16 protein-coding genes and 6 tRNA genes are annotated in these 22,287 nt (G+C 67.8%); 13 read left to right on the forward strand and 9 right to left on the reverse strand.

Features of this window, described 5'->3' with window-relative positions:
• Nucleotides 1–3: 3 nt before the first annotated feature.
• The 8 genes from AC1DGC_RS06610 to AC1DGC_RS06645 all read right to left on the reverse strand — a co-directional run bounded on the left by AC1DGC_RS06610 (nucleotide 4) and on the right by AC1DGC_RS06645 (nucleotide 12,996).
• On the reverse strand, nucleotides 4–543 hold the full coding sequence (locus AC1DGC_RS06610) for a phosphatase PAP2 family protein (RefSeq protein WP_259209969.1): 540 nt from the start codon (nucleotides 541–543) through the stop codon (nucleotides 4–6).
• Nucleotides 524–1,663, reverse strand: a complete 1,140-nt coding sequence (locus AC1DGC_RS06615) for a glycosyltransferase family 4 protein (protein WP_394163967.1) — start codon at nucleotides 1,661–1,663, stop codon at nucleotides 524–526. The genes AC1DGC_RS06610 and AC1DGC_RS06615 overlap by 20 nt, the downstream gene beginning before the upstream one ends.
• A 227-nt stretch (nucleotides 1,664–1,890) precedes the next feature.
• On the reverse strand, nucleotides 1,891–4,818 hold the full coding sequence (locus AC1DGC_RS06620; protein WP_478047489.1) for a TonB-dependent receptor domain-containing protein: 2,928 nt from the start codon (nucleotides 4,816–4,818) through the stop codon (nucleotides 1,891–1,893).
• A gap of 423 nt (nucleotides 4,819–5,241) precedes the next feature.
• Nucleotides 5,242–6,768 (reverse strand): exopolyphosphatase, encoded by a 1,527-nt coding sequence (gene ppx / locus AC1DGC_RS06625; protein ID WP_259209974.1) that lies wholly within the window; start codon nucleotides 6,766–6,768, stop codon nucleotides 5,242–5,244.
• Between the two features lie 245 nt (nucleotides 6,769–7,013).
• A complete protein-coding gene (gene ppk1, locus AC1DGC_RS06630) occupies nucleotides 7,014–9,095 on the reverse strand; it encodes a polyphosphate kinase 1 (RefSeq protein ID WP_259209975.1) in 2,082 nt (693 codons plus the stop codon).
• Nucleotides 9,092–10,432 (reverse strand): phosphate regulon sensor histidine kinase PhoR, encoded by a 1,341-nt coding sequence (gene phoR, locus AC1DGC_RS06635; RefSeq protein ID WP_259209976.1) that lies wholly within the window; start codon nucleotides 10,430–10,432, stop codon nucleotides 9,092–9,094. The genes ppk1 and phoR overlap by 4 nt, the downstream gene beginning before the upstream one ends.
• 98 nt (nucleotides 10,433–10,530) lie before the next feature.
• On the reverse strand, nucleotides 10,531–11,220 hold the full coding sequence (phoB, locus tag AC1DGC_RS06640; protein ID WP_068849561.1) for a phosphate regulon transcriptional regulator PhoB: 690 nt from the start codon (nucleotides 11,218–11,220) through the stop codon (nucleotides 10,531–10,533).
• A 135-nt stretch (nucleotides 11,221–11,355) separates the two neighbouring features.
• Entirely contained in the window at nucleotides 11,356–12,996 is a 1,641-nt protein-coding gene (locus tag AC1DGC_RS06645) for a M48 family metalloprotease (RefSeq protein ID WP_259209980.1), read from the reverse strand.
• A 152-nt stretch (nucleotides 12,997–13,148) separates the two neighbouring features.
• Here AC1DGC_RS06645 and grxC point away from each other — a divergent pair, with 152 nt between their 5' ends.
• The 5 genes from grxC to AC1DGC_RS06670 all read left to right on the forward strand — a co-directional run bounded on the left by grxC (nucleotide 13,149) and on the right by AC1DGC_RS06670 (nucleotide 17,391).
• Nucleotides 13,149–13,448 carry a glutaredoxin 3 gene (gene grxC, locus AC1DGC_RS06650; RefSeq protein WP_259209982.1) on the forward strand — a complete coding sequence of 100 codons (300 nt, stop codon included), beginning with the start codon at nucleotides 13,149–13,151 and terminating at the stop codon, nucleotides 13,446–13,448.
• On the forward strand, nucleotides 13,445–13,837 hold the full coding sequence (locus AC1DGC_RS06655; RefSeq protein ID WP_256776270.1) for a carboxymuconolactone decarboxylase family protein: 393 nt from the start codon (nucleotides 13,445–13,447) through the stop codon (nucleotides 13,835–13,837). The genes grxC and AC1DGC_RS06655 overlap by 4 nt, the downstream gene beginning before the upstream one ends.
• Nucleotides 13,838–14,490: 653 nt before the next feature.
• Nucleotides 14,491–15,498, forward strand: a complete 1,008-nt coding sequence (locus AC1DGC_RS06660; protein WP_256776272.1) for an isocitrate dehydrogenase — start codon at nucleotides 14,491–14,493, stop codon at nucleotides 15,496–15,498.
• 207 nt (nucleotides 15,499–15,705) lie between these two features.
• On the forward strand, nucleotides 15,706–16,404 hold the full coding sequence (locus tag AC1DGC_RS06665) for a cysteine hydrolase family protein (RefSeq protein WP_449335880.1): 699 nt from the start codon (nucleotides 15,706–15,708) through the stop codon (nucleotides 16,402–16,404).
• A 63-nt stretch (nucleotides 16,405–16,467) separates the two neighbouring features.
• On the forward strand, nucleotides 16,468–17,391 hold the full coding sequence (locus AC1DGC_RS06670; protein WP_478047490.1) for a LysR family transcriptional regulator: 924 nt from the start codon (nucleotides 16,468–16,470) through the stop codon (nucleotides 17,389–17,391).
• Between the two features lie 47 nt (nucleotides 17,392–17,438).
• On the opposite strand, the gene AC1DGC_RS06675 is transcribed toward AC1DGC_RS06670, so the two are convergent.
• On the reverse strand, nucleotides 17,439–18,197 hold the full coding sequence (locus AC1DGC_RS06675) for a Bax inhibitor-1/YccA family protein (protein ID WP_259209990.1): 759 nt from the start codon (nucleotides 18,195–18,197) through the stop codon (nucleotides 17,439–17,441).
• Nucleotides 18,198–18,373: 176 nt separating this feature from the next.
• On the opposite strand from AC1DGC_RS06675, the gene AC1DGC_RS06680 reads away from it, so the two are divergent.
• The 8 genes from AC1DGC_RS06680 to tig all read left to right on the forward strand — a co-directional run bounded on the left by AC1DGC_RS06680 (nucleotide 18,374) and on the right by tig (nucleotide 22,259).
• A tRNA-Pro gene (locus AC1DGC_RS06680) sits at nucleotides 18,374–18,450 on the forward strand.
• Between the two features lie 42 nt (nucleotides 18,451–18,492).
• Nucleotides 18,493–18,569: transfer RNA gene (locus tag AC1DGC_RS06685), tRNA-Arg, on the forward strand.
• Between the two features lie 35 nt (nucleotides 18,570–18,604).
• A tRNA-His gene (locus AC1DGC_RS06690) sits at nucleotides 18,605–18,681 on the forward strand.
• Nucleotides 18,682–18,763: 82 nt separating this feature from the next.
• Nucleotides 18,764–18,839 (forward strand) — tRNA-Lys (locus AC1DGC_RS06695).
• A 513-nt stretch (nucleotides 18,840–19,352) separates the two neighbouring features.
• Nucleotides 19,353–19,428, forward strand: a tRNA-Lys gene (locus AC1DGC_RS06700).
• 865 nt (nucleotides 19,429–20,293) lie between these two features.
• Nucleotides 20,294–20,569, forward strand: coding sequence for a hypothetical protein (locus tag AC1DGC_RS06705; protein WP_478047491.1), 276 nt, complete (start codon nucleotides 20,294–20,296; stop codon nucleotides 20,567–20,569).
• Between the two features lie 73 nt (nucleotides 20,570–20,642).
• Nucleotides 20,643–20,727 (forward strand) — tRNA-Leu (locus AC1DGC_RS06710).
• A gap of 236 nt (nucleotides 20,728–20,963) precedes the next feature.
• The gene (gene tig / locus AC1DGC_RS06715; RefSeq protein WP_259209995.1) at nucleotides 20,964–22,259 is read left to right on the forward strand and encodes a trigger factor; all 1,296 of its coding nucleotides are present in this window, start codon (nucleotides 20,964–20,966) and stop codon (nucleotides 22,257–22,259) included.
• Nucleotides 22,260–22,287: the final 28 nt, after the last annotated feature.

Consider the following 22,287-nt stretch of genomic DNA (forward strand, 5'->3'; position numbering starts at 1 on the left):
GGGTTACACCGGCAGCGGCAGCCATCTCAGACTGGCACCGGCCAGCGCGGTCGCGATGGCCGTGGCGGCCAGTACGTCGCTGGGGTAGTGCAGCCCCAGTACCACGCGCGAGAGGCCGATCGCCACGGTGAACGGCACCAGCAGCGGTGCCAGCCAGGGATAGTAGGCCAGCGCCACGATGGTGAAGGACACCGCGTGCAGGGTATGCCCGGAGGGGAAGCTGAATTCGTCCAGCGGTGCCACCCAGGCGCGGATGCGCAGGTCGGCCGCATACGGCCGTGGACGCCGGGTCCAGCGCTTCAGGCCCTTGTACAGCAGCAGCGCCATCAGTCCGGTGGCGGCCATGTGCAGGGAGGCGCGCAGCCCCTCGAGACCGTCCACCAGGACCAGCGCGGCCATCAAGCCATACCAGAACGCACCATCGCCGAGCCGGCTGACGGCGGCGAAGGCCTGGCGCACGCGCCGGCGCCGGCAGTAGTGATTGGCGCGCCGGCACCAACGGGTCTCGCGCCCGCGCAGGGCCTCAAGCCGCGTGGTCTGCATGCGGCCTCCGCGCCTGCGCCAGTTCGGCAAGCAGTGCATCGAACTCGGCCACCACCTGCTGTGGGTGCAGGCGCCGCATGGCAGTGGCGGCATTGCGGCCGAGCCGTGCACGCTGCACGTCGTCACCGGCCAGCTGCAGCGCGGCGGCCAGGAACGCGGCGTCATCGTTCACTGCAATGCCACTCTCGTCGGTGCGCAGGTGTTCGCGTGCCGCGCCGTAGTCGAAGGCCACCGTGGCCACGCCGCTGGCCATCGCTTCCAGGGTGACATTGCCGAAGGTCTCGCTGCGACTGGGGAACAGGAACAGATCGCCGCTGGCGAAGTGCCGGGCCAGCGCCTCGCCGCGCTGTACGCCGCAGAAAATGAAATCGGGGTTCTCATGCGCCAGCTTCTCGCGCGAGGGGCCATCGCCTACCCAGATGAAACGTGCCTTCGGCCGCGACTGCTGCACTCGGCGGAAGGCCTTCACGGCAAGGCCGAGGTTCTTTTCCGGGGCGATGCGTCCCACGTAGATGGCCGCGAAGCCGTTGCCGTCAATGCCCCATTCCTCGCGCAGGGCCGGGTCGCGACGCTGCGGATCGAACTGGCTGCTGTCCACCGCGCGGGCCAGCAGCCGCACCCGCTCGAACCCCTGCTCGCCCAGGAACTGTTTCAGCTCCTGGGTGGGTACCAGGGTGGCATCGGCCTGGTTGTGGAAGCGCCGCATCCAGCGCAGCGCGGCGGCCTGCAGCCAGGCCACGCCGTAGTCGGGCAGGTACTCGTCGAAGCGGGTGTGGAAGCCGGTGGCCACCGGGATGCCGAGCCGGCGCGCAGTGCGCAGGGCCGACCAGCCGAGCGGGCCTTCGGTGGCGATATAGATGGCATCGGGGCGCTGTTGTTGCCACTGGCGGGCCAGCCGCTTGGGGGCGGGCATGCCGAAGCGCAGGCCGGGGTAGCGCGGCAACCCGGCCCCCGCCACCAGCAGGGTGTCGTGGGCGTGCTCGGCTTCGCTGGCCTGGCGCGGGCGGACCAGGTCGACCTGGTGGCCGGCGGCGCGCAGTCCCTGTTCCAGTCCCTGCACGGTCAGGGCAACGCCGTTGACCTCGGGGGGATACGTTTCGGTGACGATGGCATAGCGCATGGCGGGCCTCCGGGTTGCGTCCATGCTCGGCCCGGGCGATGTAGTGGACATGACGTGGATATGACCGGCCGATGACGCGCGCTGGGTTGCGCGTGGCGTGGGCGTCCGCAACCCGGCGGGATCGTTCCTGGCGGCCAGTGGCCACCACGCCTGCAAGGACGGCAGGACAAAAAAAACCACGGCCCCGAAGGGCCGTGGTGGGGTGCAGCGGTATTACCCGGCAGCGATCAGAAACGCTGCTGGTACTTCATGTACACGAAGCGGCCGATGTCGTAGCCACCGTAGTAGGAGAACACCGAGTTCGGCTTGGTGTACATGTTCGGGCCGTACTTCTCGAACACGTTGTTGGCACCGACCGACACGGTGGCATCCCACGGCAGGTTGTAGCGGAGCTGCACGTCGTGGAAGGTCACCGAACCACGCTCGTTGTAGTTGCGCGAACCGGAGTACCACGGCGCACGCACGCCCGGGTCGGAGCACTCGTCCGGATGCGCGGTTGCGTTCAGGCACTGCTCCTTGACACCGGAGTAGTAACGCGCGGTCCAGCTGATGCCGAAGTCGCCCAGATCCCAACCCAGGGTCAGGTTGGAACGCACGCGGAAGCCGCTGGTGGCGTTGGTGGCGATCCCGTTGGTCGGGGTCGGCACGACGCTGGTGTCGTTGGTGGAACGGTAGATGTTGGAGCTGACGTAGGTGGTCGACCAGTTGGTGCTGAACTTGCCCAGGCTGTCGGTGTCCAGACGGTAGGTCAGGTCCATGTCGTAACCTTCGGTTTCCAGGAAACCGGCGTTGCGATTGCCGTAGGTCAGCTTGTTGACGATGCCCAGCGCCGGGTCACGGGTGAACTGTGCGCAACGCGAATCGATGCCCTGCTCGTAGCAGTCGATCAGGATCTGGTTCGGGCTGTCGGCAACGATGGTGTTGTCGATGCGGATCTTCCACCAGTCCAGCGACACGTTGAAGTTGCTGATGAAGCTCGGGCTCCACACCACGCCGAGCGTCTTGCTCTTGGAGGTTTCCGGCTGCAGCAGCGGGTTGGAGCCGTTGGTGAACGGCACCGGGGTCTGGTCGGTGCTGCTGGTGATCGGCACGTTGCCCTGCTTCAGCTGACGGTAGGTGTCGGCATTGGCGATGTCGCGGGCGCAGCGGGCGCGCACGGCGGCGCTGGTACGCGACGGACCGTAGACGGTATCGCAGGGATCGGCGTAGCCGGTGGTGAAGGTTTCAGAGCCGCCGCCGTACAGGTCGGAGATGGTCGGGGCACGGAAGCCTTCGGCCCAGGTGCCGCGGACCAGGATCTGGTCGATCGGGCGCCACTTGAAGCCGAACTTGCTGTTGAGCGTGTTGCCGAAGGTGTCGTAGTCCGAGAAGCGCGTCGCCGCGTTCAAGGTCAGTTCCTTGGCACCCGGCAGGTCGGCCAGGACCGGCACGTTGAACTCGACGTACGCTTCCTTGACCTTGTAGCTGCCACCGGTCGGGCCGGAGGCCAGGTTGGTGGTCGCACCGGTCTGGGCCAGCGCATCGGGGATGAACTCGCCGGTTTCCTTGCGGTTTTCCAGGCCGAACGCAAAGCCCAGATCGCCGGCCGGCAGCGTCACGATGGAGCCGGCGATGGTGGCGAAGAAGTTCTTGCCGACGGTCTTGCCGGTGGAGTCTTCCGCCGGCATGAGGTAATCGATCAGGGCCTGGTTGCCGGTGAGACCGTACGGATCGGTCACGCCTGCAGCGACCAGCGGGTTCCAGACCATGCAGTTGGCGATCGGGGCGGCGGCGCTGCCGCACTCGACCTTGCCGGTGGCGGCGTTGTAGTACGACGGGCCGACCGCGTTCTTCACGCGTTCCTTGTGCAGGTTGCCGGTGGCGTGCTGGCGCAGTTCGTTCTTGTTGTACTGGTAGCCCACTTCCCAATCGAAGTAGCGCTCGCCGATGTTGAACGAACCATCGAAGGCGGCCACGGCGCGGTAGGTCTTGAGCGAGCTGTCGCTGACGCGCGGCACTTCCCAGGTGCGGTGGTTCCAGGCCACGGCGGTCGGGGTGGCGTAGCCGTTCTTGCGGCCGAACGGGTTGAAGTAGCTGTCGATCGACATCGGGCCGATGCCGGCCGTGGACGACTGCAGCGGGTAGCCGGCGACCTGGCGGCTGGAATCACGCTTGTTGTAGCCCAGCTGCGTGCTGAAGCGGATGTCGTCGGTGATGTTCAGGCGACCGTCGACGAACAGCGAGTCCCGCTTCAGCGGGTAGTTCAGGTGCATCTGCTCGTTGGTGTTGCTGACATCGCCGTCCGGTGCATTGGCGTTGGTCAGGTGGTAGTTGGCCGGGTTGAGCGGGTTGGCACCCCGGTTGAGCGAGTAGCTGCAGGTGGCGGTGCCGGTGCAGCCCGGGCCGCGCAGGCCGGTGATCTGGCCGTACTGGCTGACGGTGGTCCAGGCTTCGGTCGGGTGGCGGTCGGTGTTGCCGTAGGCGCTGAAGCCACGGTCCTTGGCCCACACGGCCTTTTCTTCGGTATGTTCGGCCGAGACGGTGATCGAGCCGCGGTCGTTGGCCCAGCCGGCCACCACGTCGAAGCGGTCGCGGGCGCCGTCGCCCTGGCTGTACTGGCCGTGGTAGACGTTGGCGGTCACGCCGGTGACATCATGGCGGGTGATGATGTTGACCACGCCGGCCATGGCGTCCGAGCCGTAGATGGCCGAGGCGCCGTCCTTCAGCACTTCCACGCGTTCCACTGCCGACACCGGCAGGCTCGACACGTCCTGGTAGCCGGAGGTGCTGATGCCCAGGCGCTTGCCGTTGATCAGCACCAGGGTGCGCTGCGCGCCCAGGTTGCGCATGTCGATGTAGGTGCCACCGGCGTTTTCGCCGGCGCTCAGGACGTTGGCGCGGCTGATCGCCGGGCTGCCCATCGCGGTGACGTTCTGCAGGATGTCGGCGACCGAGCTGAAGCCCTGGCGTTCGATGTCCGTACGGGTGATGGCCAGCACGGGCTGGGCGTTCTCCACGTCAACCTGGCGGATGCGCGAACCGGTGATTTCGATGCGGTCCAGGTTGGTAGCGGTCGGCGCGTCCTGTGCCATCGCCGGCGCGGCCATCAGGCCCGCGGTACCGGCGATCAGGGCACAGCGGATCGCGTGCCCCAATACGTTGGTGCGTGAATTCATGTGCGCTCTCTCTCTCTCTCGTTCGGAACTGAATCAAAAAGGAGCCGGCGGGCCCAAGTTCCCGCCGTCCCAAAATCCGGCCCAAGAAGGCCGGTTACCCCGATCATAGTCTCGGTAGTTAAGGTCGTGTAAAGCCAAAGTGAAACTTTTTTCACAATGGCGCGCGGACCTGAACAAAAAGTGAGCGGCAGCAGATAGTTGCAGATGCGGCGCACGCCGGCCGCTGTACCGATTTGTGTCGCAATGTAGCTTTATGCTGCGACGCAGCATGGCGCCGTGCGCGAAAGGCGGCGTTCGACGCCGGGTTGGCGGGGCGGCCGCAGGCAGGGAGCACGCACGATCGAGCCGCCGGACAGGGCCGGGCGGACGGGGGCGGGGGCACGCGGGGTGGGCGGGCGGCCGTGGCGGCCGCCACGCCCGGGATCAGGCCACGAACGGGCGGAACTGCACGCCCAGGCCGGCCATGCCGTCGGTTTCGCCGATCAGGTCGGCACGCAGCAGCGGCCGGGCATCGATGAAGGCCTGGGGCAGGATCAACGACAGGCGGCTGTCGTCGGCGGTCAGCTCCAGCGCCGGCATGGGGGTGTCTTCATGCGCGCGGTTGAGCAGGACGGCCAGCCGCAGCAGGGCGGTCATCCGTCGCGCCGGTTGCAGCAGGCGCTCGGGCAGGGCCTCGAAGGCCGACTTGGACACGTTGCGGCGATGGCTGCGGACCAGGGCGGCCAGCAGTTGCTGCTCCTGCCGCGAGAAGCCGGCGATATCCGAGTTCTCCAGCACGTAACTGCCGTGCACGTGGTAGCCGCTGTGGGCGATCATCAGCCCCAGTTCGTGCAGGCGCGCGGCCCAGCCGAGCATGCGCGCATCGTCCGGGTCCAATCCCCAGCTCGCTTCGACCTGGCCCAGCAGGTTCATCGCGGTGCGTTCGACCCGGTCGGCCTGGACGATGTCGATGCCGTAGCGCAGGGTCAGCGCCGCCACCGATTCATCGCGCAGGTCGTTCTCGCTGGCGCGGCCGAGGATGTCGTACAGGATGCCTTCGCGCATGGCGGCCTTGCTGACCAGCAGCTTCTCCAGGCCCAGGGCCTGGAACGCCGCTTCCAGCACCAGGATGCCCCCGGCGATGATCGGGCGCCGATCGGCCGACAGCCCGGGCAGGTTGATGTCCTCGATGCGCTTGGCCTTGAGCAGCTCGTCGCGCAGCTGCGGCAGGGCCTCGGCGGTGATCGCGCCCTTGCTCAGCTTCATCGTCGCGCAGATCTCGCTGATCGCCTTGTGCGTGCCCGATGAGCCCAGCGCTTCCTGCCAGCCCAGTGCGCGGTACTTGGTGGCGAACTGCTGGAACTCCGCGCCGATCTCGGTCAGCGCGTCCTTCCAGCGCTTGCGGCTGAGCTTGCCGCCCGGGAAGAAGCGCCGGGTGCTGGCGATGCAGCCCGCCTGCAGGCTCTCGCGCTCCAGGGTCTGCATGCCCTGGCCGATGATGAATTCGGTGGAGCCGCCGCCGATGTCGATCACCAGCCGGCGCTGGTCCGGCTTGGGCGGCTGCGCATGCGCCACGCCCAGGTAGATCAGGCGCGCCTCTTCGCGGCCGCTGACCACTTCGATGGCATGCCCGAGCGCGGTCTCGGCCGGCATCAGGAAGGCCTGCGGCGAACGCAGCTGGCGCACCGTGTTGGTGGCCAGGGCGCGCACGCGTACCGAGGGGATCGCACGGATGCGCTGGCCGAACCGGGCCAGGCACTCCAGCGAGCGCTGGCGCGCCTCGGCGGACAGGCCGCCCTTGCCATCCAGGCCGTCGGCCATGCGCACCGTCTCGCGCAGGCGGTCGACCACCCGCAACTGCCCGAGCGTGTAACGCGCGATGACCATGTGGAAACTGTTGGAACCCAGGTCGATGGCGGCGAGCAGGTCGCCATCCTGCAGGGCGGGCGGAGTCGTGGAGGTATGCGGCATGGGCGAATGTTAGCCGAAGGGCGGGGCGTGAAGTCACCGCGCGGCCTTCACATGGGATGCGACGGGACGTCGCAGCGGTTCACGGCGCTGGCGCGCGCCGGCCAGTACTGCCGCGATGCATCCGACGGCTTGAGCCGCCGGGTGAGCGGGCGCGCCAACCGGCGCGGGGTGCGAGGGGTGGCAAGCGGGGGCCACGGCCTGCATGGCACGCCGTGGGGCGACAGCGCAAGCGCTGTCGCGTACACCTACAAGCCCTGCATCAACGCCATCTGCGCCGCGTGCGGTGGCTCGTCATGCCCAGGCGTGCACTTGGCGTACTCACCGTCGGCGCGCAGTTCCCACGCGTTGAGGTTGTCGTCCAGGTAGTTCTGCAGCACGTCGCGGTAGACCTTGCGCGCCAGCTCGGGGTCCAGGATCGGGAAGCAGGTCTCCACCCGGCGCAGCAGGTTGCGTTCCAGCCAGTCGGCGCTGGCGCAGTACAGCTCGGCCGCCCCGTCGTTGCCGAACCAGTACACCCGGCTGTGTTCCAGGAAGCGACCGACGATCGAGCGCACCCGGATGTTGTCCGACACGCCCGGCACGCCCGGCCGCAGCGTGCAGGCGCCGCGCACGATCAGGTCGATCTGCACGCCGGCCTGCGAGGCGGCGTACAGCGCGCGGATCACCTGCGGCTCGTTGAGGGCGTTCATCTTGGCGATGATCCGGCCCGGGCGGCCACTGGCGGCCAGTCGGGTTTCGCGATCGATCCGCTGCAGCAGCCCCGGGTGCAGGGTGAACGGCGATTGCAGCAGGCGCTTGAGCTTGGTCCGCGGGGCCAGCCCGGACAGTTGCTGGAACAGCAGGTGCACATCGTTGCCGATATCCGGATCGGCGGTGATCAGGCTCAGGTCGGTATACGCGCGCGCGGTGCCGCTGTGGTAATTGCCGGTGCCCAGGTGCACGTAGCGGCGCAGCTTGCGGCCCTCGCGGCGCACGATCAGCAGCATCTTGGCGTGGGTCTTGTAGCCCACCACGCCGTACACCACCTGCACGCCGGCTTCCTGCAGGCGGTCGGCCAGGCCGAGGTTGGCTTCTTCGTCGAAGCGCGCGCGCAGCTCGACCACGACGGTGACGTCCTTGCCGTTGCGCGCGGCCTGGATCAGCGCATCGACGATCTGCGAATCCTTGCCGGTGCGGTACAGCGTCTGCTTGATCGCCAGCGCGTTGGGATCCACCGCGGCCTGCTTGATCAGGTCCAGCACCGGGGTGAACGCATCGAAGGGATGGTGCAGCAGCACGTCCTTGCGCGCGACGACGTCGAAGATGCCATCGCCATCGCGCAGCACGCGCGGGTTGAGCGTGGGGTACTTCAGTTCCGGGCGGGCCAGCAGGTCGTACAGCTGGATCACGCGGTTGAGGTTGACCGGGCCGTCGATGCGGTACACCGCGTTCTCGGTCAGGCCGAAGTTCTGCAGCAGCGTGCGCACGATGTCACGCGGGCAGTCCTGCGCGATCTCAAGCCGTACCGCCGGCCGATAGCCGCGGTCCACCAGCTCGTCGCGCAGGGCCAGCGCGAGGTTTTCCACTTCTTCCTCGTCCACCACCAGTTCCGAGTTGCGGGTCACGCGGAACTGGTACGCGCCCTGGACTTCCATGCCGGGGAACAGCTCGTCGACGAAGGTCGACAGCACCGAGGACAGGAACACGTAGGTCTGCGCGCCCCCGAGTTTCTCCGGCAGCTGGATGATGCGCGGCAGCGAGCGCGGTGCACGCACGATGGCCAGGTGGCCGGCGCGGCCGAACGCGTCGGTGCCCTTGAGCACCACCACGATGTTCAGCGACTTGTTGAGGATCTTCGGGAACGGGTGCGAGGGGTCCAGGCCCAGCGGCGACAGCACCGGCATGATCTCGTTGCGGAAGTACGCGCGCAGCCAGCGCTTCTGGCGATGGTTCCAGGAGTGGCGGCCGAGTACGTCGATGCCGGCCTCGTGCAGTGCCGGGCGCAGGGTCTCGTTCCAGCAGCGGTACTGCTGGTCCACCAGCTGGGCGGCGCGGTCATGGATGGCGTTGAGGATGGCCTGCGGGGTCATGCCATCCGGCGCGGGCGGCAGGCCGAACTCCTGCGCATGGCGCACGGCGGCGGCGCGGATCTCGAAGAATTCGTCCAGGTTGGTGCAGGAGATGCACATGAAGCGCAGCCGTTCCAGCAGCGGCACCTGGGTGTCCATGGCCTGGGCCAGCACGCGGAAGTTGAAGTCCAGCTGCGACAGCTCGCGGTTGATGTACAGCGCCGGGTCGCGCAGCGGATCGTTGTCGACCGGCACGGCGATGGGGACGAGAGTGCTCATGCGGAGAAGTCTTCTGCAGAAGGAAGGGAGGCCGTCTCGGTGCGCGCGCGCACCTGGTCGGCGTCGAAATGGCACGAGAACACGCTGCCCTTGCCGACCTCGCTCTGGATCTCCAGGCGTGCGTGGTGCAGGCCCAGGATGTGCTTGACGATCGACAGGCCAAGGCCGGTGCCGCCGCTCTCGCGTGAGCGGCTGCTGGACACGCGGTAGAAACGTTCGGTCAGGCGCGGCAGGTGCGTGGCGGGGATGCCGTAGCCGGTATCGCGCACGCTGAGCACCACGCCCTGGCCCTCGCGGGCCAGTTCCACTTCCACCCGGCCACCGGCGGGGGTGTAGCGCACCGCGTTGGTGACCAGGTTGGAGAAGGCGCTGTGCAGCTCCTTGTTGGACCCCTGCAGGTCCACCCCGGCGTTGTCGACCACGCTGATCTGGTGGCGGCCCTGGCTGTGCGCCTCGGCCTCGCGGCGCAGCGTGGCCAGCATCGGCGCCATCGCCACCGCTTCTTCTTCGGTGTGTTCCTGCGACTCCAGTCGCGACAGGGTCAACAGGTCCTCCACCAGCTGGGCCATGCGCTGGGACTGCTTGCGCATCTCCTCCAGCATCGGGCCGGTACCGGGGAAATCCTCCGGCTCCATCATGTCCAGGTAGCCGTGGACCACGGTCAGCGGCGTGCGCAGCTCGTGCGAGACGTTGGCCACGAAGTCGCGGCGGACCTGTTCCAGGCGCAGCAGCTTGCTCACGTCACGGGCGATCAGCAGCCAGTAATCGGGCGAGTAGGGAATCAGGCGCAGGTTGAGCCGGATCGCCGGATCGACCGGGGAGGGCACGTCCAGGATCGGTTCGGCATTGCGGCCGCCGGCCAGCCAGTGCGCCAGCGGCATCGGCTGCAGGCGCTCGACCAGCGCCTCGCCGAGGTCGCCGGGGTGGTGCAGGCCGAGCAGCGAGGTGGCGGCTTCGTTGAACCACTGCACGCGCTGGCTGTTGCGGTCCACCACCACCACCGCATCGGGCAGCGCGGCGGCGGCCGCACGGTAGCTGCGCAGCATGTCCAGCAGGCGCCGCTTGCGTGTGCGCATCTCCAGCTGGTTGCGATACAGCAGGCGGTCCAGTTCGTTCCACACTCCGGTGCCGTCGCCCACGTCCCAGCGATGGCGGGCGGTCAGCCGGCGCAGCACCCGGCGCAACCGCCAGTAGTGCCAGGCCAGCGCACCGATCGCGGCCAATGCGATGCACATCCACACATGCCCGGAGAGCAGGCCCAGCACACCGGCCGCCAGCAACAGGAGGGCGAGGGTGGCCAATGTCTTCAACCAGGCGGAGCGGATGTGGCGCGGCATTGCGGTCTCGCAGAAAGTGCAGTCCTCGGACGCGATCCAAGGTTATAGCAGGAGTGGCCGCCACCCGGCGCAGGCGCCAGGCAGCGGCCCGACGAGACTCAGGTCGAGGTCGAGAAGCGGTAGCCCGCGCCGCGCACGGTCTGCACCATGTTCTCCGCGCCGAACGGTTCCAGCGTCTTGCGCAGGCGGCGGATGTGCACGTCGATGGTGCGCTCCTCCACGTACACGCTGCCGCCCCAGACATGGTCCAGCAGCTGGGCGCGGGTGTAGACGCGTTCGGGGTGGGTCATGAAGAAATGCAGCAGGCGGTATTCGGTGGGACCGATCGGCACCGGCTGGTCGCCGGCGAACACGCGGTGCGCGGCACCGTCGATGCGGATCGAGCCGACGGCCACGCTGCCATCTTCATCGTCGTCGCGGGCCCGGCGCATGACCGCACGGATGCGGGCCAGCAGCTCGCGGGCCGAGAACGGCTTGACCACGTAGTCGTCGACGCCGGCTTCCAGGCCGCCGACGCGATCGTTCTCTTCGCCGCGGGCGGTGAGCATGATGATCGGCACCTCACGGGTGAGGGCCTCCTTGCGCCAGCGCCGGGCCAGGTCCAGGCCGCTGGTGCCGGGCAGCATCCAGTCCAGCAGGATCAGGTCCGGGACGCGGTCGGCGATCGCGGTCTGGGCCTCGCGGGCATCGCCGGCGTGGATCGGGTCGTAGTCGCCCTTGCGGAGGGCGAAGGCGACCATTTCGCGGATCGCGGGCTCGTCATCGACGATCAGAATGCGTTTCTGCACGTGCGCACCGTATTGCTTATCAGACCGGGATTGAGCCCAGTAGACTACGGTTTCATGACATGTTTGTGACGACCCCCGCGCACATTGCCGCGCGTTGCCATCTCACGGTCATCCGGGCGCTGCCAGGCCGCCGGCTCAGCGCCGTTCCAGTTCCGGGTCGCGGATGCCCTGGCGGCGCATCTCCAGCACGGTCGGGGTGATGCTTTCGATACGCGCATCGACCCGGGCGCGGCCCACGTAATCCAATGCCGGCTGCTTCTTCAAGGCCTGCAGCTGCATCAACGCCTGCTCCGGGCGGCCGTTCAGGAAGGCGGCCTCGGCGTAGGCCTCACTGGCGCGCACGGTATCGCCGGCCAGTTCGCTGGCGCGGGCGTAACGCAGTTGGAACACCGGATCATTGCCGCTTTGCGACAGCAGCGGGCGCAGCATCGCCTGGGCGCGCTGGCCGGCCTCGCGGCCGCCCTGCTCATTGAGGATCTCGGCAAAGGTCAACGCCACCGGGCGGCTGCCCGGGTGTTGGCGCAGCAGGGTCTCGAAGCGGGCGTTGGCCTGCGTCGGCTGGCCCGAGCGCGACTCGGCCTCGCCCAGCGCCAGTCCCACCCACAGGTTGTCCGGGTGGTCGCGCAGCAGCTCGGCCAGGTCGCGACGGGCCTCGCCCGCGCCGCTGTTGCGCAGCCGCGCCAGTGCCAAGCCATAACGCTGCGGCTCGGTCAGCCCGGTCTTCTGCGCGCGCTGCAGGTTCTCGTACTCGCGCACCACATCGGCGGGGGTATCGGCACTCAGCACGCGCAGGCGTTCTCGGGCCCATTCGAACTGGCCGGTGGCGCCGCGGCTGAGGCTGTTGACCGAGATCTGCATGGACGCGGGCAGCATCGGGTTGGTGCCGCGCACGATCGGATCGGACAACGCCGGGTCCGCCGGGTTCACCCGCTCCTGGCGGACCCCGCCGGGCACCTCGGTGGTGAGCAGCACGGTGTCCTTCTTCATCTGCTCGGCCCGCGCCTTGGCCTCGCTGATGCGGGTGGTATTGACCGGGTGGGTCTGCAGGAAGTCCGGCACCGAGTAGCCACCCGCGTTGCCGCGCATCGACGCGGACATGCGCTCGAAGAACCCGGCCATCGCGTCCACGTCGTAGCCGCTGCGGGCCAAGGTGCGGATGCCCAGGCGGTCGGCTTCGGACTCGTTGCTGCGGGTGTAGTTGATCTGGCGCTGCTGCATCAGGCCCATGCCCGAGGTGATCGCCGCCATCGTCGCATCGCCCGAGGAATTGCCCCCGGCCTGCTGCGCGGCGACCACCGCCGCCAGCATGCCCAGCAGGATCGGGATCTGGTCGCGCTGGGCCCGTTCCACCCCGCGCAGCACGTGCTGCTGGGTGACATGGGCGATTTCGTGGGACAGCACCGCGGCCACCTCGTCCTCGCGCTCGGCGGTCAGCACCAGGCCTGCGTTCACCCCGACGTAGCCGCCCAGGGTGGCGAAGGCATTGATCTGGCGGTCCTTGAGCATGAAGAACGTGTAGGACTGGCGTGGTTGGGCGCTGTTGGAGCCCAACCGCGTGCCCATGTTCTGCAGCCAGTCATCCACCAGCGGGTCATCCAGCAGGTAGCCGTAGTTGCGCAGTTCGCGCAGCATCATCCCGCCATATTCGGCCTGGCGGGCCGGGGTCAGCAGCTCGCCGGCCGAGGAGCCGATGTCCGGCAGCTTGGCGTCCTGGGCCGAGGCCAACGGCACGGCCAGGGCGAGGGTCAGCGCGGCGGAGAGCAGCAGAGGGCGCAATCGGGGCTCCAGGGCGGATGGGGCGGGCAGGCGGGACGGCGGCGTGTCGGGGCGGGCCGGGCAGTGTTCGATCCACAGTGTTGCGGTGATGACGTGGAAAATCCAGCAGCCGGCTACCATATACAGACACTCGTTTGTCCGTGGAGTTTCCCGTGAGCCAAGATGCTGCGTCCACCCCGGGTGGCGCCCCCGCCATCACCATCTATTCGACTGCCGTGTGCCCGTATTGCGTGGCCGCCAAGAACTTCCTGAAGAGCAAGGGTCGCGACTGGACCGAAGTGCGCATCGACCTGGACCCGGTCGAACGCGAAAAAATGATGGCCAAGACCCGCCGCACCAGCGTGCCGCAGATCTTCGTCGGCGACGTCCACGTGGGCGGGTACGACGACATGATGGCCCTGCACCGCGCCGGCAAGCTGGAACCGCTGCTGGCCGGCGAGGGCCAGGCATGAGCGCGGCCGACGACGGCAGCAAGGACCGCATCGCCGAGTTCACCGAGTTCCGCCAGCGCATGAACCAGCGCATCCTGGGCGAGCCCAACCAGGTCGTACGGCGCTTCTTCGCGCTCGACACCCAGACCTACCAGGCCGGCGCGCTGGACGTGAAGACCAAGGAGCTGTTGGGCCTGGTCGCCTCGATGGTGCTGCGCTGCGATGACTGCATCAGCTACCACGTGGCCCAGTGCAAGGACGCCGGCGTGACCCGCGAGGAGTTCTTCGAAACCTTCTCGGTCGGCCTGGTGGTCGGCGGCTCCATCGTCATCCCGCACCTGCGCCGCGCGGTCGATTTCCTCGACCAGCTCGAAGGCGGCGCTGACGCCCCGGCCGTTCACGAACACTGAGGTCCGGGGCCCCAACGGCACAGCCCCGGCACGGCAGACCGTTGGCCGGCTGCTCCATCCCCGCCCCGGCACGGCCGACCGTTGGCCGGCTGCTCCGTCCCCGGCCCGTCACGGCCGACCGTTGGCCGACTGCTCCGGCCCCGGCCCGGCACCGCCGACCGTTGGCCGGCTGCTCCGTCCCCGGCCCGTCACGGCCGACCGTTGGCCGACTGCTCCGGCCCCGGCCCGGCACCGCCGACCGTTGGCCGGCTGCTCCATCCCCGGCCCGGCACCGCCGACCGTTGGCCGGCTGCTCCGGCCCCGGCCCGGTAGAGCCGACCGTTGGTCGGCTGCTCTCCGTTCATGTTCGACGCGGCCGCCGATCCACGGTCGGTGAATGCGGAATCCGCTACCCGTTGGTTGCGGGCCATCGGCCGGCACCACCGCCCTCGGTCTGGAGCAGCGTCCTTCTGCCGCAGGGGCGCGCCGAAGGCGGGGGCAGGGGAGGCATGCAGGGCAAGCCGCAACGCGGTTTGCCCTGGCCCGCCTCCGACCAATGGCCTATTTGGGGTCTCCTGAGCGGGTAAGGCATAATTGCGGGTGAAACTTCCCTTGCGCCCGCGTTCCGCGCACCTGACGGACGGCGCTTCCCCCTCGGTTCGGACTACACATCAATGACGCAGAAAATCACGGTCATCCGCGGCGACGGCATCGGCCCGGAGATCATGGACGCTACCCTGTTCGTGCTCGGCAAGCTGGACACCGGTTTTGAATACGAAGACGCCGACGCGGGCCTGGTCGCGCTGGAAAAGCACGGCGACCTGATGCCGGCCTCCACGCTGGAATCGATCGCGCGCAACAAGATCGCCCTGAAAAGCCCGCTGACCACCCCGGTCGGTGGCGGCTTCACCTCGATCAACGTCAGCCTGCGTCGTCATTTCGACCTGTACGCCAACGTGCGTCCGGCGGTGTCCTTCCCGAACACCAAGTCGCGTTTCGGCGACGGCGTGGACCTGATCACCGTGCGTGAGAACACCGAAGGCGCCTACCTGGCCGAAGGCCAGGAAGTGTCGGCCGACGGCGAGACCGCGTTCTCCGGCACCCGCATCACCCGCAAGGGCTCCGAGCGCATCGTGCGCTACGCCTTCGAGCTGGCCCGCAGCACCGGCCGCAAGAAGGTCACCGCCGTGCACAAGGCCAACATCATCAAGTCGACCTCGGGCCTGTTCCTGGCCGTGGCGCGCGAAGTGGCGGCCAAGTACCCGGAGATCGAGTTCCAGGAAATGATCGTCGACAACTGCTGCATGCAGCTGGTGATGCGTCCGGAACAGTTCGACATCATCGTCACCACCAACCTGTTCGGCGACATCATCTCCGACCTGTGCGCCGGCCTCGTCGGCGGCCTGGGCCTGGCCCCAGGCGCCAATATCGGTGAGAACGCGGCGATCTTCGAAGCCGTGCACGGCACCGCGCCGGACATCGCCGGTCAGGGCAAGGCCAATCCGTGCGCGCTGCTGCTGGCGGCCGCGCAGATGCTGGACCACGTCGGCCAGACCGACAACGCCGAGCGCCTGCGCAAGGCGATCGTCGCCACCCTGGAAGCCAAGGATTCGCTGACCGGCGACCTCGGCGGCACCGGCAACACCATGGGCTTCGCCCAGGCCATCGCCAGCCGCCTGTAAGCGCGCGGGTAGGTTGTCCAGAAAGCGGGGCGCTTCGGCGTCCCGCTTTTTTGTTGCCTGTTGGAGCGCGCTGTCGCTGGCGATCACGAGGCGGGCATGCATCAATCTGTGCGAGAAGAGCACAGATGGTGTGCGTGTAACTGGCTGTTTCTGCACGGATCCGGCGCGCACCATGCACGCCATCCCAACCACAGCAGGAGCTTCCCCATGCACTTCGCCTCCCTGATCGGCCTGGCCGGCATCCTCGGTGTCGCCACCGCGTCCGCCCAGCCCGCTGCCGAGCCGGCTCACCCGACCATCCGCCACATGGCGGGGGCGCCTGACGCCACCGCCCTGCCGGCCGGCAAGACCGCGTTGCTGGTGATCGACTTCCAGAACGAATATTTCGCGGGTGGCCGCATGCCCATCCCCGATGGTGACGCCGCCCTGGCCCAGACCCGCCGCCTGGTGGACTTCGCCGACGCCCACGCGATTCCGGTCATCCACGTCCAGCACGTGTTGCCGGCCGGGGCGCCGCTGTTCGCCGCAGGCGGCCGCACGGTCCAGTTCCACCCGCGGATGCAGCCGCGAAAGGGCGAGCAGGTGATCGCCAAGGACAACGTCAGCGTGTTCGCCGGTGCCTCCGGCCCGGTACTGGAGCAGGCGCTCAAGGACGCCGGGATCGACACGCTGATCATCGCCGGGCTGCAGACCCACGCCTGCGTCGCCGGTGCCGCGCGCGATGCCGCGCCGAAGGGTCTGAACGTGATCGTTTCTTCCGATGCCACCGCCAGCCGTGATCTGGACCTGCACGACGGTAGCCGGGTCGGGCACGCCAGCCTGCACGCCGCCGCGCTGGCCAGCATCGAAGACACCTACGGCACCGTGCTGGGCACCGATCAGATCCTGGCGCTGCCGGTCCGCTGAGCCACACCGGCCTTGCTATGCTGCCGGCACCGCCACAGGTGCCGGCCGCTGCACGGGAGCGTGATGGACCAGTTTTCCGCCATGAAGGCGTTCCGCAGCATTGTCGACGCCGGCAGCTTCACCGCCGCCGCCGAACGCATGGACACCACCCATTCGTCGATGTCGCGGCAGCTGCGCCAGCTGGAAGTGCACCTGGGCTCACGCCTGCTGGATCGCAACAGTCGCCGGCTGACGCTGACCGAAGCCGGACGCGCCTTCTACCAGGACTGCGTGGACATCCTGGACCGGCTGGAGGTGGCCGAGCAGCGCCTGCAGGCCGATCGTGACGTACCCAGCGGGCTGCTGCGGGTCAGTGCCCCGCTGGTGATCGGCACCCTGGAGCTCTCGCAATGGCTGCCTGCCTTCCTGGAGCAGTACCCCGGCATCGAGCTGGATCTGTCCTGCGATGATCGCCTGGTCGATCTGATCGGCGGCGGTTTCGACATGGCCCTGCGCATCGCCGGGCCGCTCGCCGACAGCACCTTGGTGGCACGCGAACTGGCCGTCACCGAGATGGTGCTGGTGGCATCGCCGCGCTACATCGCGCAATGGGGGCTGCCACGCCAGCCCACGGACCTGGCCCGGCATGCGCTGATCGGCTTCTCCGGGGCGCGCGCGCTGTCGGCGTGGTCGTTGACCTCGGCGCGCAGCGCGCAGGTGGAGGTCATCCCGCACGGGCGGCTGCGCGTGGATGCGATTCCGGCGCTGCACGCGGCGGTACTGGCGGGGCAGGGCATCGCGGCGTTCACCCGCCTGACCGTGCAGGACGACCTGCTGCACGGGCGACTGGTGCGCGTGCTGCCCCAGCACCACGCGGGCCGCCGGCACTACTACGCGGTGTACCCGCACGCACGCCAGCTGGCGCCCAAAGTGCGCGCGCTGGCCGAGTTCATGGCCCGCCATTACGCCGCGCTCCAGCACGGGCGCCCGGTGATCCCGGAGGCATGAAAAAGGCGCCTTGCGGCGCCTTCGTCATATCGCGTCGTGAGCGTGGCTCAGCGCTGCTGGATCTTCGACAGCAGGCGCAGGAATTCCACGTACAGCCACACCAGGGTGACCATCAGGCCGAACGCGCCGTACCACTCCATGTACTTCGGCGCGCGGGCGTCGGCGCCGGTTTCGATGAAGTCGAAGTCCAGCACCAGGTTCAGTGCGGCCACCACCACCACGAACAGGCTGAAGGCGATGCCGAGCCAGCCACCCTGGTGGATCATCGGCACGTTGATGTTGAAGAAGCTCAGCACGAACGAGGCCAGGTACAGCAGCGCGATGCCGCCGGTGGCCGCGACCACGCCCAGCTTGAAGTTCTCGGTGACCTTGATCAGGCCGCTGCGGTAGACCGCCAGCATCACGAACAGGGTGCCGAAGGTGAGCATCACCGCCTGCATCACGATGCCCGGGAACTTGGCGTTGAACACGGCCGAGATCGCGCCGAGGAACAGGCCTTCGACCAGCGCGTACATCGGCGCGGTCACCGGCGACCATTCCTTCTTGAAGATCGTCACCAGTGCCAGCACCAGGCCGCCGACCGCGCCGGCGATGGTGTACAGCATCGCGCCGCCGGTGGGCAGGCCGTTGGCGTCCACCGACTGGCTCCAGGCGAAGGCGGCGGTGATCACGCTCAGCAGCAGCAACAGGCCGGTCTTGTTGACGGTGCCGTTGATCGTCATCGCCTGGTCCGGCGAGGTCACTACAGAGCCGCTGGCCAGGTCGAGGAAGGTCGACTCGGAAAGTGCGGGATTGCCGCTGCGCATTGCCAATCTCCTTGAAGGGGTAGGGTTTCGACCATCCGGTCGCTGCGCCGAGCATAGCCGATAGAACGGTGCCGGATCAGGACAGCGACGACAACGTGAAATAAGCGTTGACAGATGGCTCGCCGATTCCCACAATAGCCGACTCTTTCGGGGGGAACCTCGGAGGGATTTACCGCCGGGGTATAGCGCAGTCTGGTAGCGCGCCTGCTTTGGGAGCAGGATGTCGGGGGTTCGAATCCCTCTACCCCGACCAAGCCTGCTCAAAACGGGATTGGAATGCGATAATCCGGTCAGGGCGCCCGTAGCTCAACTGGATAGAGCACCGGCCTTCTAAGCCGGCGGTTACAGGTTCGATTCCTGTCGGGCGCACCATCGGGTGCATGCGTCAGGAAGCAAAGGTTTCAGTGGTGGCTGTAGCTCAGTTGGTTAGAGTACCGGATTGTGATTCCGGTGGTCGGGGGTTCGAATCCCCTCAGCCACCCCACTGATTTAAAACCGGGTTCACCGAAAGTGAATCGGGGTTGCAAAAGAAGGCACACACGCTACAATGTGCGCCTGAGTTTTCAGGGCTGTTAGCTCAGTTGGTAGAGCAGTTGACTCTTAATCAATAGGTCCAAGGTTCGAATCCTTGACAGCCCACCAAGACAGAAGCCGCCTGGTTCGCCAGGCGGCTTTTTTCTTGCCTGCGACCAACACCACGCTCGCAGCAGACGGTAGTGCCGAGCCATGCTCGGCAATAGGCCATCCCAACGCCCGCAGCAAACGGTAGTGCCGAGCCATGCTCGGCAACAGGCCATCCCAGCGCCCGCAGCAAACCGTAGTGCCGAGCCATGCTCGGCAATAGGCCCTCCCAACGCCCGCAGCAAACGGTAGTGCCGAGCCATGCTCGGCAGCGGGCCATCCCAACGCCCGCAGCAAACGGTAGTGCCGAGCCATGCTCGGCAACGGGCCATCCCAAGCGCCTGCAGCAAACCGTAGTGCCGAGCCATGCTCGGCAATAGGCCATCCCAACGCCCGTAGCAAACGGTAGTGCCGAGCCATGCTCGGCAATCGGTCATCGGCCGGCAGTATCCCAGTCGCGCGCATTCGCCTCCCATTCAAACAAAACGCTTGCGCCACCCGCAGGAAATCCTGCATAATTCGCCTCCCGATTTCGGGCTGTTAGCTCAGTTGGTAGAGCAGTTGACTCTTAATCAATAGGTCCAAGGTTCGAATCCTTGACAGCCCACCAAGACAGAAGCCGCCTGGTCCGCCAGGCGGCTTTTTTCTTGCCCGGCGTTCGGTGTGCTGACGGTAGGAGAGCCCCCTTGAGTCAAGGGGGCGCGGCGAAGCCGCGGGGTTCTGGGTGCTGATCAGAGGGCCCGCGTGTTGCGCAGCAAGACGTGGGGCTGCAGCGCGAATGCGCAGCACCTCCCCCCACCAAGACAGAAGCCGCCTGGTCCGCCAGGCGGCTTTTTTCTTGCCCGACTGTTCCGTGCGCTGGCGGGAGGAGAGCCCCCTTGAGTCAAGGGGGCGCGGCGAAGCCGCGGGGTTCTGGGCGCTGATAAGAGGGGCCCGCGTGTTGCGCAGCAAGACGTGGGGCTGCAGCGCGAATGCGCAGTAGCTCCCCCACCAAGACAGAAGCCGCCTGGTCCGCCAGGCGGCTTTTTTCTTGCCCGACTGTTCCGTGCGCTGGCGGGAGGAGAGCCCCCTTGAGTCAAGGGGGCGCGGCGAAGCCGCGGGGTTCTGGGTGCTGATGAGAGGCGCCCGCGTGTTGCGCAGCAAGACGTGGGCTGCAGCGCGAATGCGCCGCAGCTCCCCCACCAGGTCAGGCGCCGCCTGGGTCCGCCCAGGTGGTTTCTGGAGTGCTTTGTGAGGCCGGCAGAGGCGTCCGCTGACCTCTTCCAAGCGCGGCGTCGCCGGAAAGAGCATGGCGGCCCAGCGCCCACCCCGCCGACCGCCGTCAAAAAACCCCGGCGCCTGCCTGACGTTTGCGTGCAGCAGGCCAAGCCCGTCACCCCGATTCCGCAACCTGCGGACTGGCGCACGAACGGCAGCCGTCAATCGCGCTTCACTCGGGCTTCCGCGCCCCGGCGCACGCTCCAGGAATCGCCCCGATGAACGCCCGAACCACCGCCCGAACCTTGGCCGCCATGCTGCTGGCTGCCTGCACCACCGCCGCCATGGCAGCGCCGCCGCAGGACCTGGCCGCGCCCGGCGTCAGCGAGGCCGGGCTGGCCACCACCGTGGTCCGCGACCACGTGCAAGAAGGCGAGTTCGTGCCGGCCCGGCCGTTGCCCGGCGATCCCGCAAACCCCTTTGCGCGCACCGTGCTGCGCACCGGCGTGGCCGAGGACGACACCCAGCCGGCACGTCCACTGCCCGTGGAGTGACGGACGGGCGGGTGATGACCTTCCGCTTTGTTGCTCGGCCTGCAACAATGCGCCCCTGCCCAGCGCAGGCCTCGCGAAAGTGGCGGAATTGGTAGACGCCCTGGATTTAGGTTCCAGTGCCGCAAGGCGTGGGGGTTCGAGTCCCCCCTTTCGCACCAGTCATCCCGGCCCCTGGCCGGCACCATGACGATGGGCACGTCCAGGATCCCGGGAGACGGCCGCATGCTGCCCGGGCCGCCCTTCACGGCCGCCCCGGCCCTGCGCTGGCGGCGCTGGCCGATATCGGCGAAACTACAGGGCTGCGGCGGGCATGCGCGTCAACGACCCCGCGTTCAAAACCCGTTCCATCCATCACATCGTGCCGGGGGCGTTGCCGCCGGTGGCAGGAGTCAACATGCAAGCTTCGATCGAATCCACTGGCAATCTGGAACGCCGCCTGACCTTCTCGCTGCCGGAAGACCGCCTGCAGACCCACATCAGTGGCCGTCTGGGCGAAATCGCCCGCACCGCGCGCATCAAGGGCTTCCGCCCGGGCAAGATCCCGGCCAAGGTGATCGAACAGCGTTTCGGCCCGCAGGTCCGCAGCGAGGCCGTCGACGGCCTGCTGCGCGAGACCTTCGACGCGGCCCTGCGCGAGCATGAACTGCGCATCGCCGGCACGCCGCGCATCGACAAGGGCGAGGAAGGCGAGTTCTCCTTCGTCGCCACCGTCGAGCTGATCCCGGACTTCGGCGATGTCGACGTCAGCAAGCTGACCGTGGTCCGCCATACCGCCGAGATCAGCGATGCGGACATCGACCAGATGATCACCAACCTGCGTGAACAGCGCCGCAGCTGGAGCCCGGTCACCCGTGGCGCCCAGGACGGCGACCTGGTCGCGCTGGAAACCTTCTCCCAGGCCGGCGACGAGCGCCTGCCGGCCGAAGGCAGCGAAAAGGGCAGCGTGATCGTGGGCCAGGGCATGATGTTCGAGCAGATCGAGCAGGGCCTGGTCGGCCTGGCCAAGGGTGAGGAAAAGACCCTGGACGTCGAATTCCCCGCCGATTGGCGCGTGCCCGCGCTGGCCGGCAAGCAGGTCAAGGTCACCGTCAAGGTGGTGGACGTGTCCGCCCCGGTGCTGCCGGACGTGGACGAGGACTTCATCAAGAGCTTCGGCGTGAAGGGCGGCGACGTGGAGCAGTTCCGCAAGGACATCCGCGCCAACCTCGAGCGCGAGCTGAAGGGCGCGCTGATGAACCGCCTGCGCCGGGAAGTGGGCGAGCAGCTGATCGCGGCCTACGCCTCGGTGGAACTGCCGCCGCGCCTGGTCGAGAACGAAGCCCGTGCGATGCTGGCCCAGCAGGTCGAGCAGATCCGCCGCAGCGGCCGCAACCCGGGCGACATCCCGGCCGACGCCCACGAAGGCTTCAAGGACGCCGCCTCCAAGCGCGTGCTGGTCGGCCTGCTGGTCGGTGAAGTGGCCCGCAGGAACGACCTGCGCCTGGACCCCAAGCGCCTGAATGAAACCATGCGCCTGATCGCCTCCACCTATGAAGAGCCGGAGCAGGTCATTGAGATGTACCGTAATGACCCCCAGCTGATGAGTGGGCTGCAGAATCGCGTGATGGAAGAGCAGGTGATCGACTGGATCGCCGAGCGCGCCCAGCACACCGAAGAGCAGCTGTCGTTCCAGGACGCGATCCGCCAGTAAGCGGCCCGTGTTTTACGCCCCGCGCCCC

The sequence above is a fragment of the Stenotrophomonas sp. 05N37 genome, assembly GCF_056397365.1.

What these genes read in the sequence shown, in the direction of transcription:
- ppx (WP_259209974.1), bottom strand. Translation starts at nt 6,768, where the DNA reads ATGCCGCATACCTCCACGACTCCGCCCGCCCTGCAGGATGGCGACCTG.
- tig (WP_259209995.1), top strand. Translation starts at nt 20,964, where the DNA reads ATGCAAGCTTCGATCGAATCCACTGGCAATCTGGAACGCCGCCTGACC.
- AC1DGC_RS06615 (WP_394163967.1), bottom strand. Translation starts at nt 1,663, where the DNA reads ATGCGCTATGCCATCGTCACCGAAACGTATCCCCCCGAGGTCAACGGC.
- AC1DGC_RS06675 (WP_259209990.1), bottom strand. Translation starts at nt 18,197, where the DNA reads ATGCGCAGCGGCAATCCCGCACTTTCCGAGTCGACCTTCCTCGACCTG.
- AC1DGC_RS06670 (WP_478047490.1), top strand. Translation starts at nt 16,468, where the DNA reads ATGGACCAGTTTTCCGCCATGAAGGCGTTCCGCAGCATTGTCGACGCC.
- ppk1 (WP_259209975.1), bottom strand. Translation starts at nt 9,095, where the DNA reads ATGAGCACTCTCGTCCCCATCGCCGTGCCGGTCGACAACGATCCGCTG.
- AC1DGC_RS06610 (WP_259209969.1), bottom strand. Translation starts at nt 543, where the DNA reads ATGCAGACCACGCGGCTTGAGGCCCTGCGCGGGCGCGAGACCCGTTGG.
- phoR (WP_259209976.1), bottom strand. Translation starts at nt 10,432, where the DNA reads ATGCCGCGCCACATCCGCTCCGCCTGGTTGAAGACATTGGCCACCCTC.
- AC1DGC_RS06705 (WP_478047491.1), top strand. Translation starts at nt 20,294, where the DNA reads ATGAACGCCCGAACCACCGCCCGAACCTTGGCCGCCATGCTGCTGGCT.
- AC1DGC_RS06660 (WP_256776272.1), top strand. Translation starts at nt 14,491, where the DNA reads ATGACGCAGAAAATCACGGTCATCCGCGGCGACGGCATCGGCCCGGAG.
- AC1DGC_RS06620 (WP_478047489.1), bottom strand. Translation starts at nt 4,818, where the DNA reads ATGAATTCACGCACCAACGTATTGGGGCACGCGATCCGCTGTGCCCTG.
- AC1DGC_RS06665 (WP_449335880.1), top strand. Translation starts at nt 15,706, where the DNA reads ATGCACTTCGCCTCCCTGATCGGCCTGGCCGGCATCCTCGGTGTCGCC.
- AC1DGC_RS06655 (WP_256776270.1), top strand. Translation starts at nt 13,445, where the DNA reads ATGAGCGCGGCCGACGACGGCAGCAAGGACCGCATCGCCGAGTTCACC.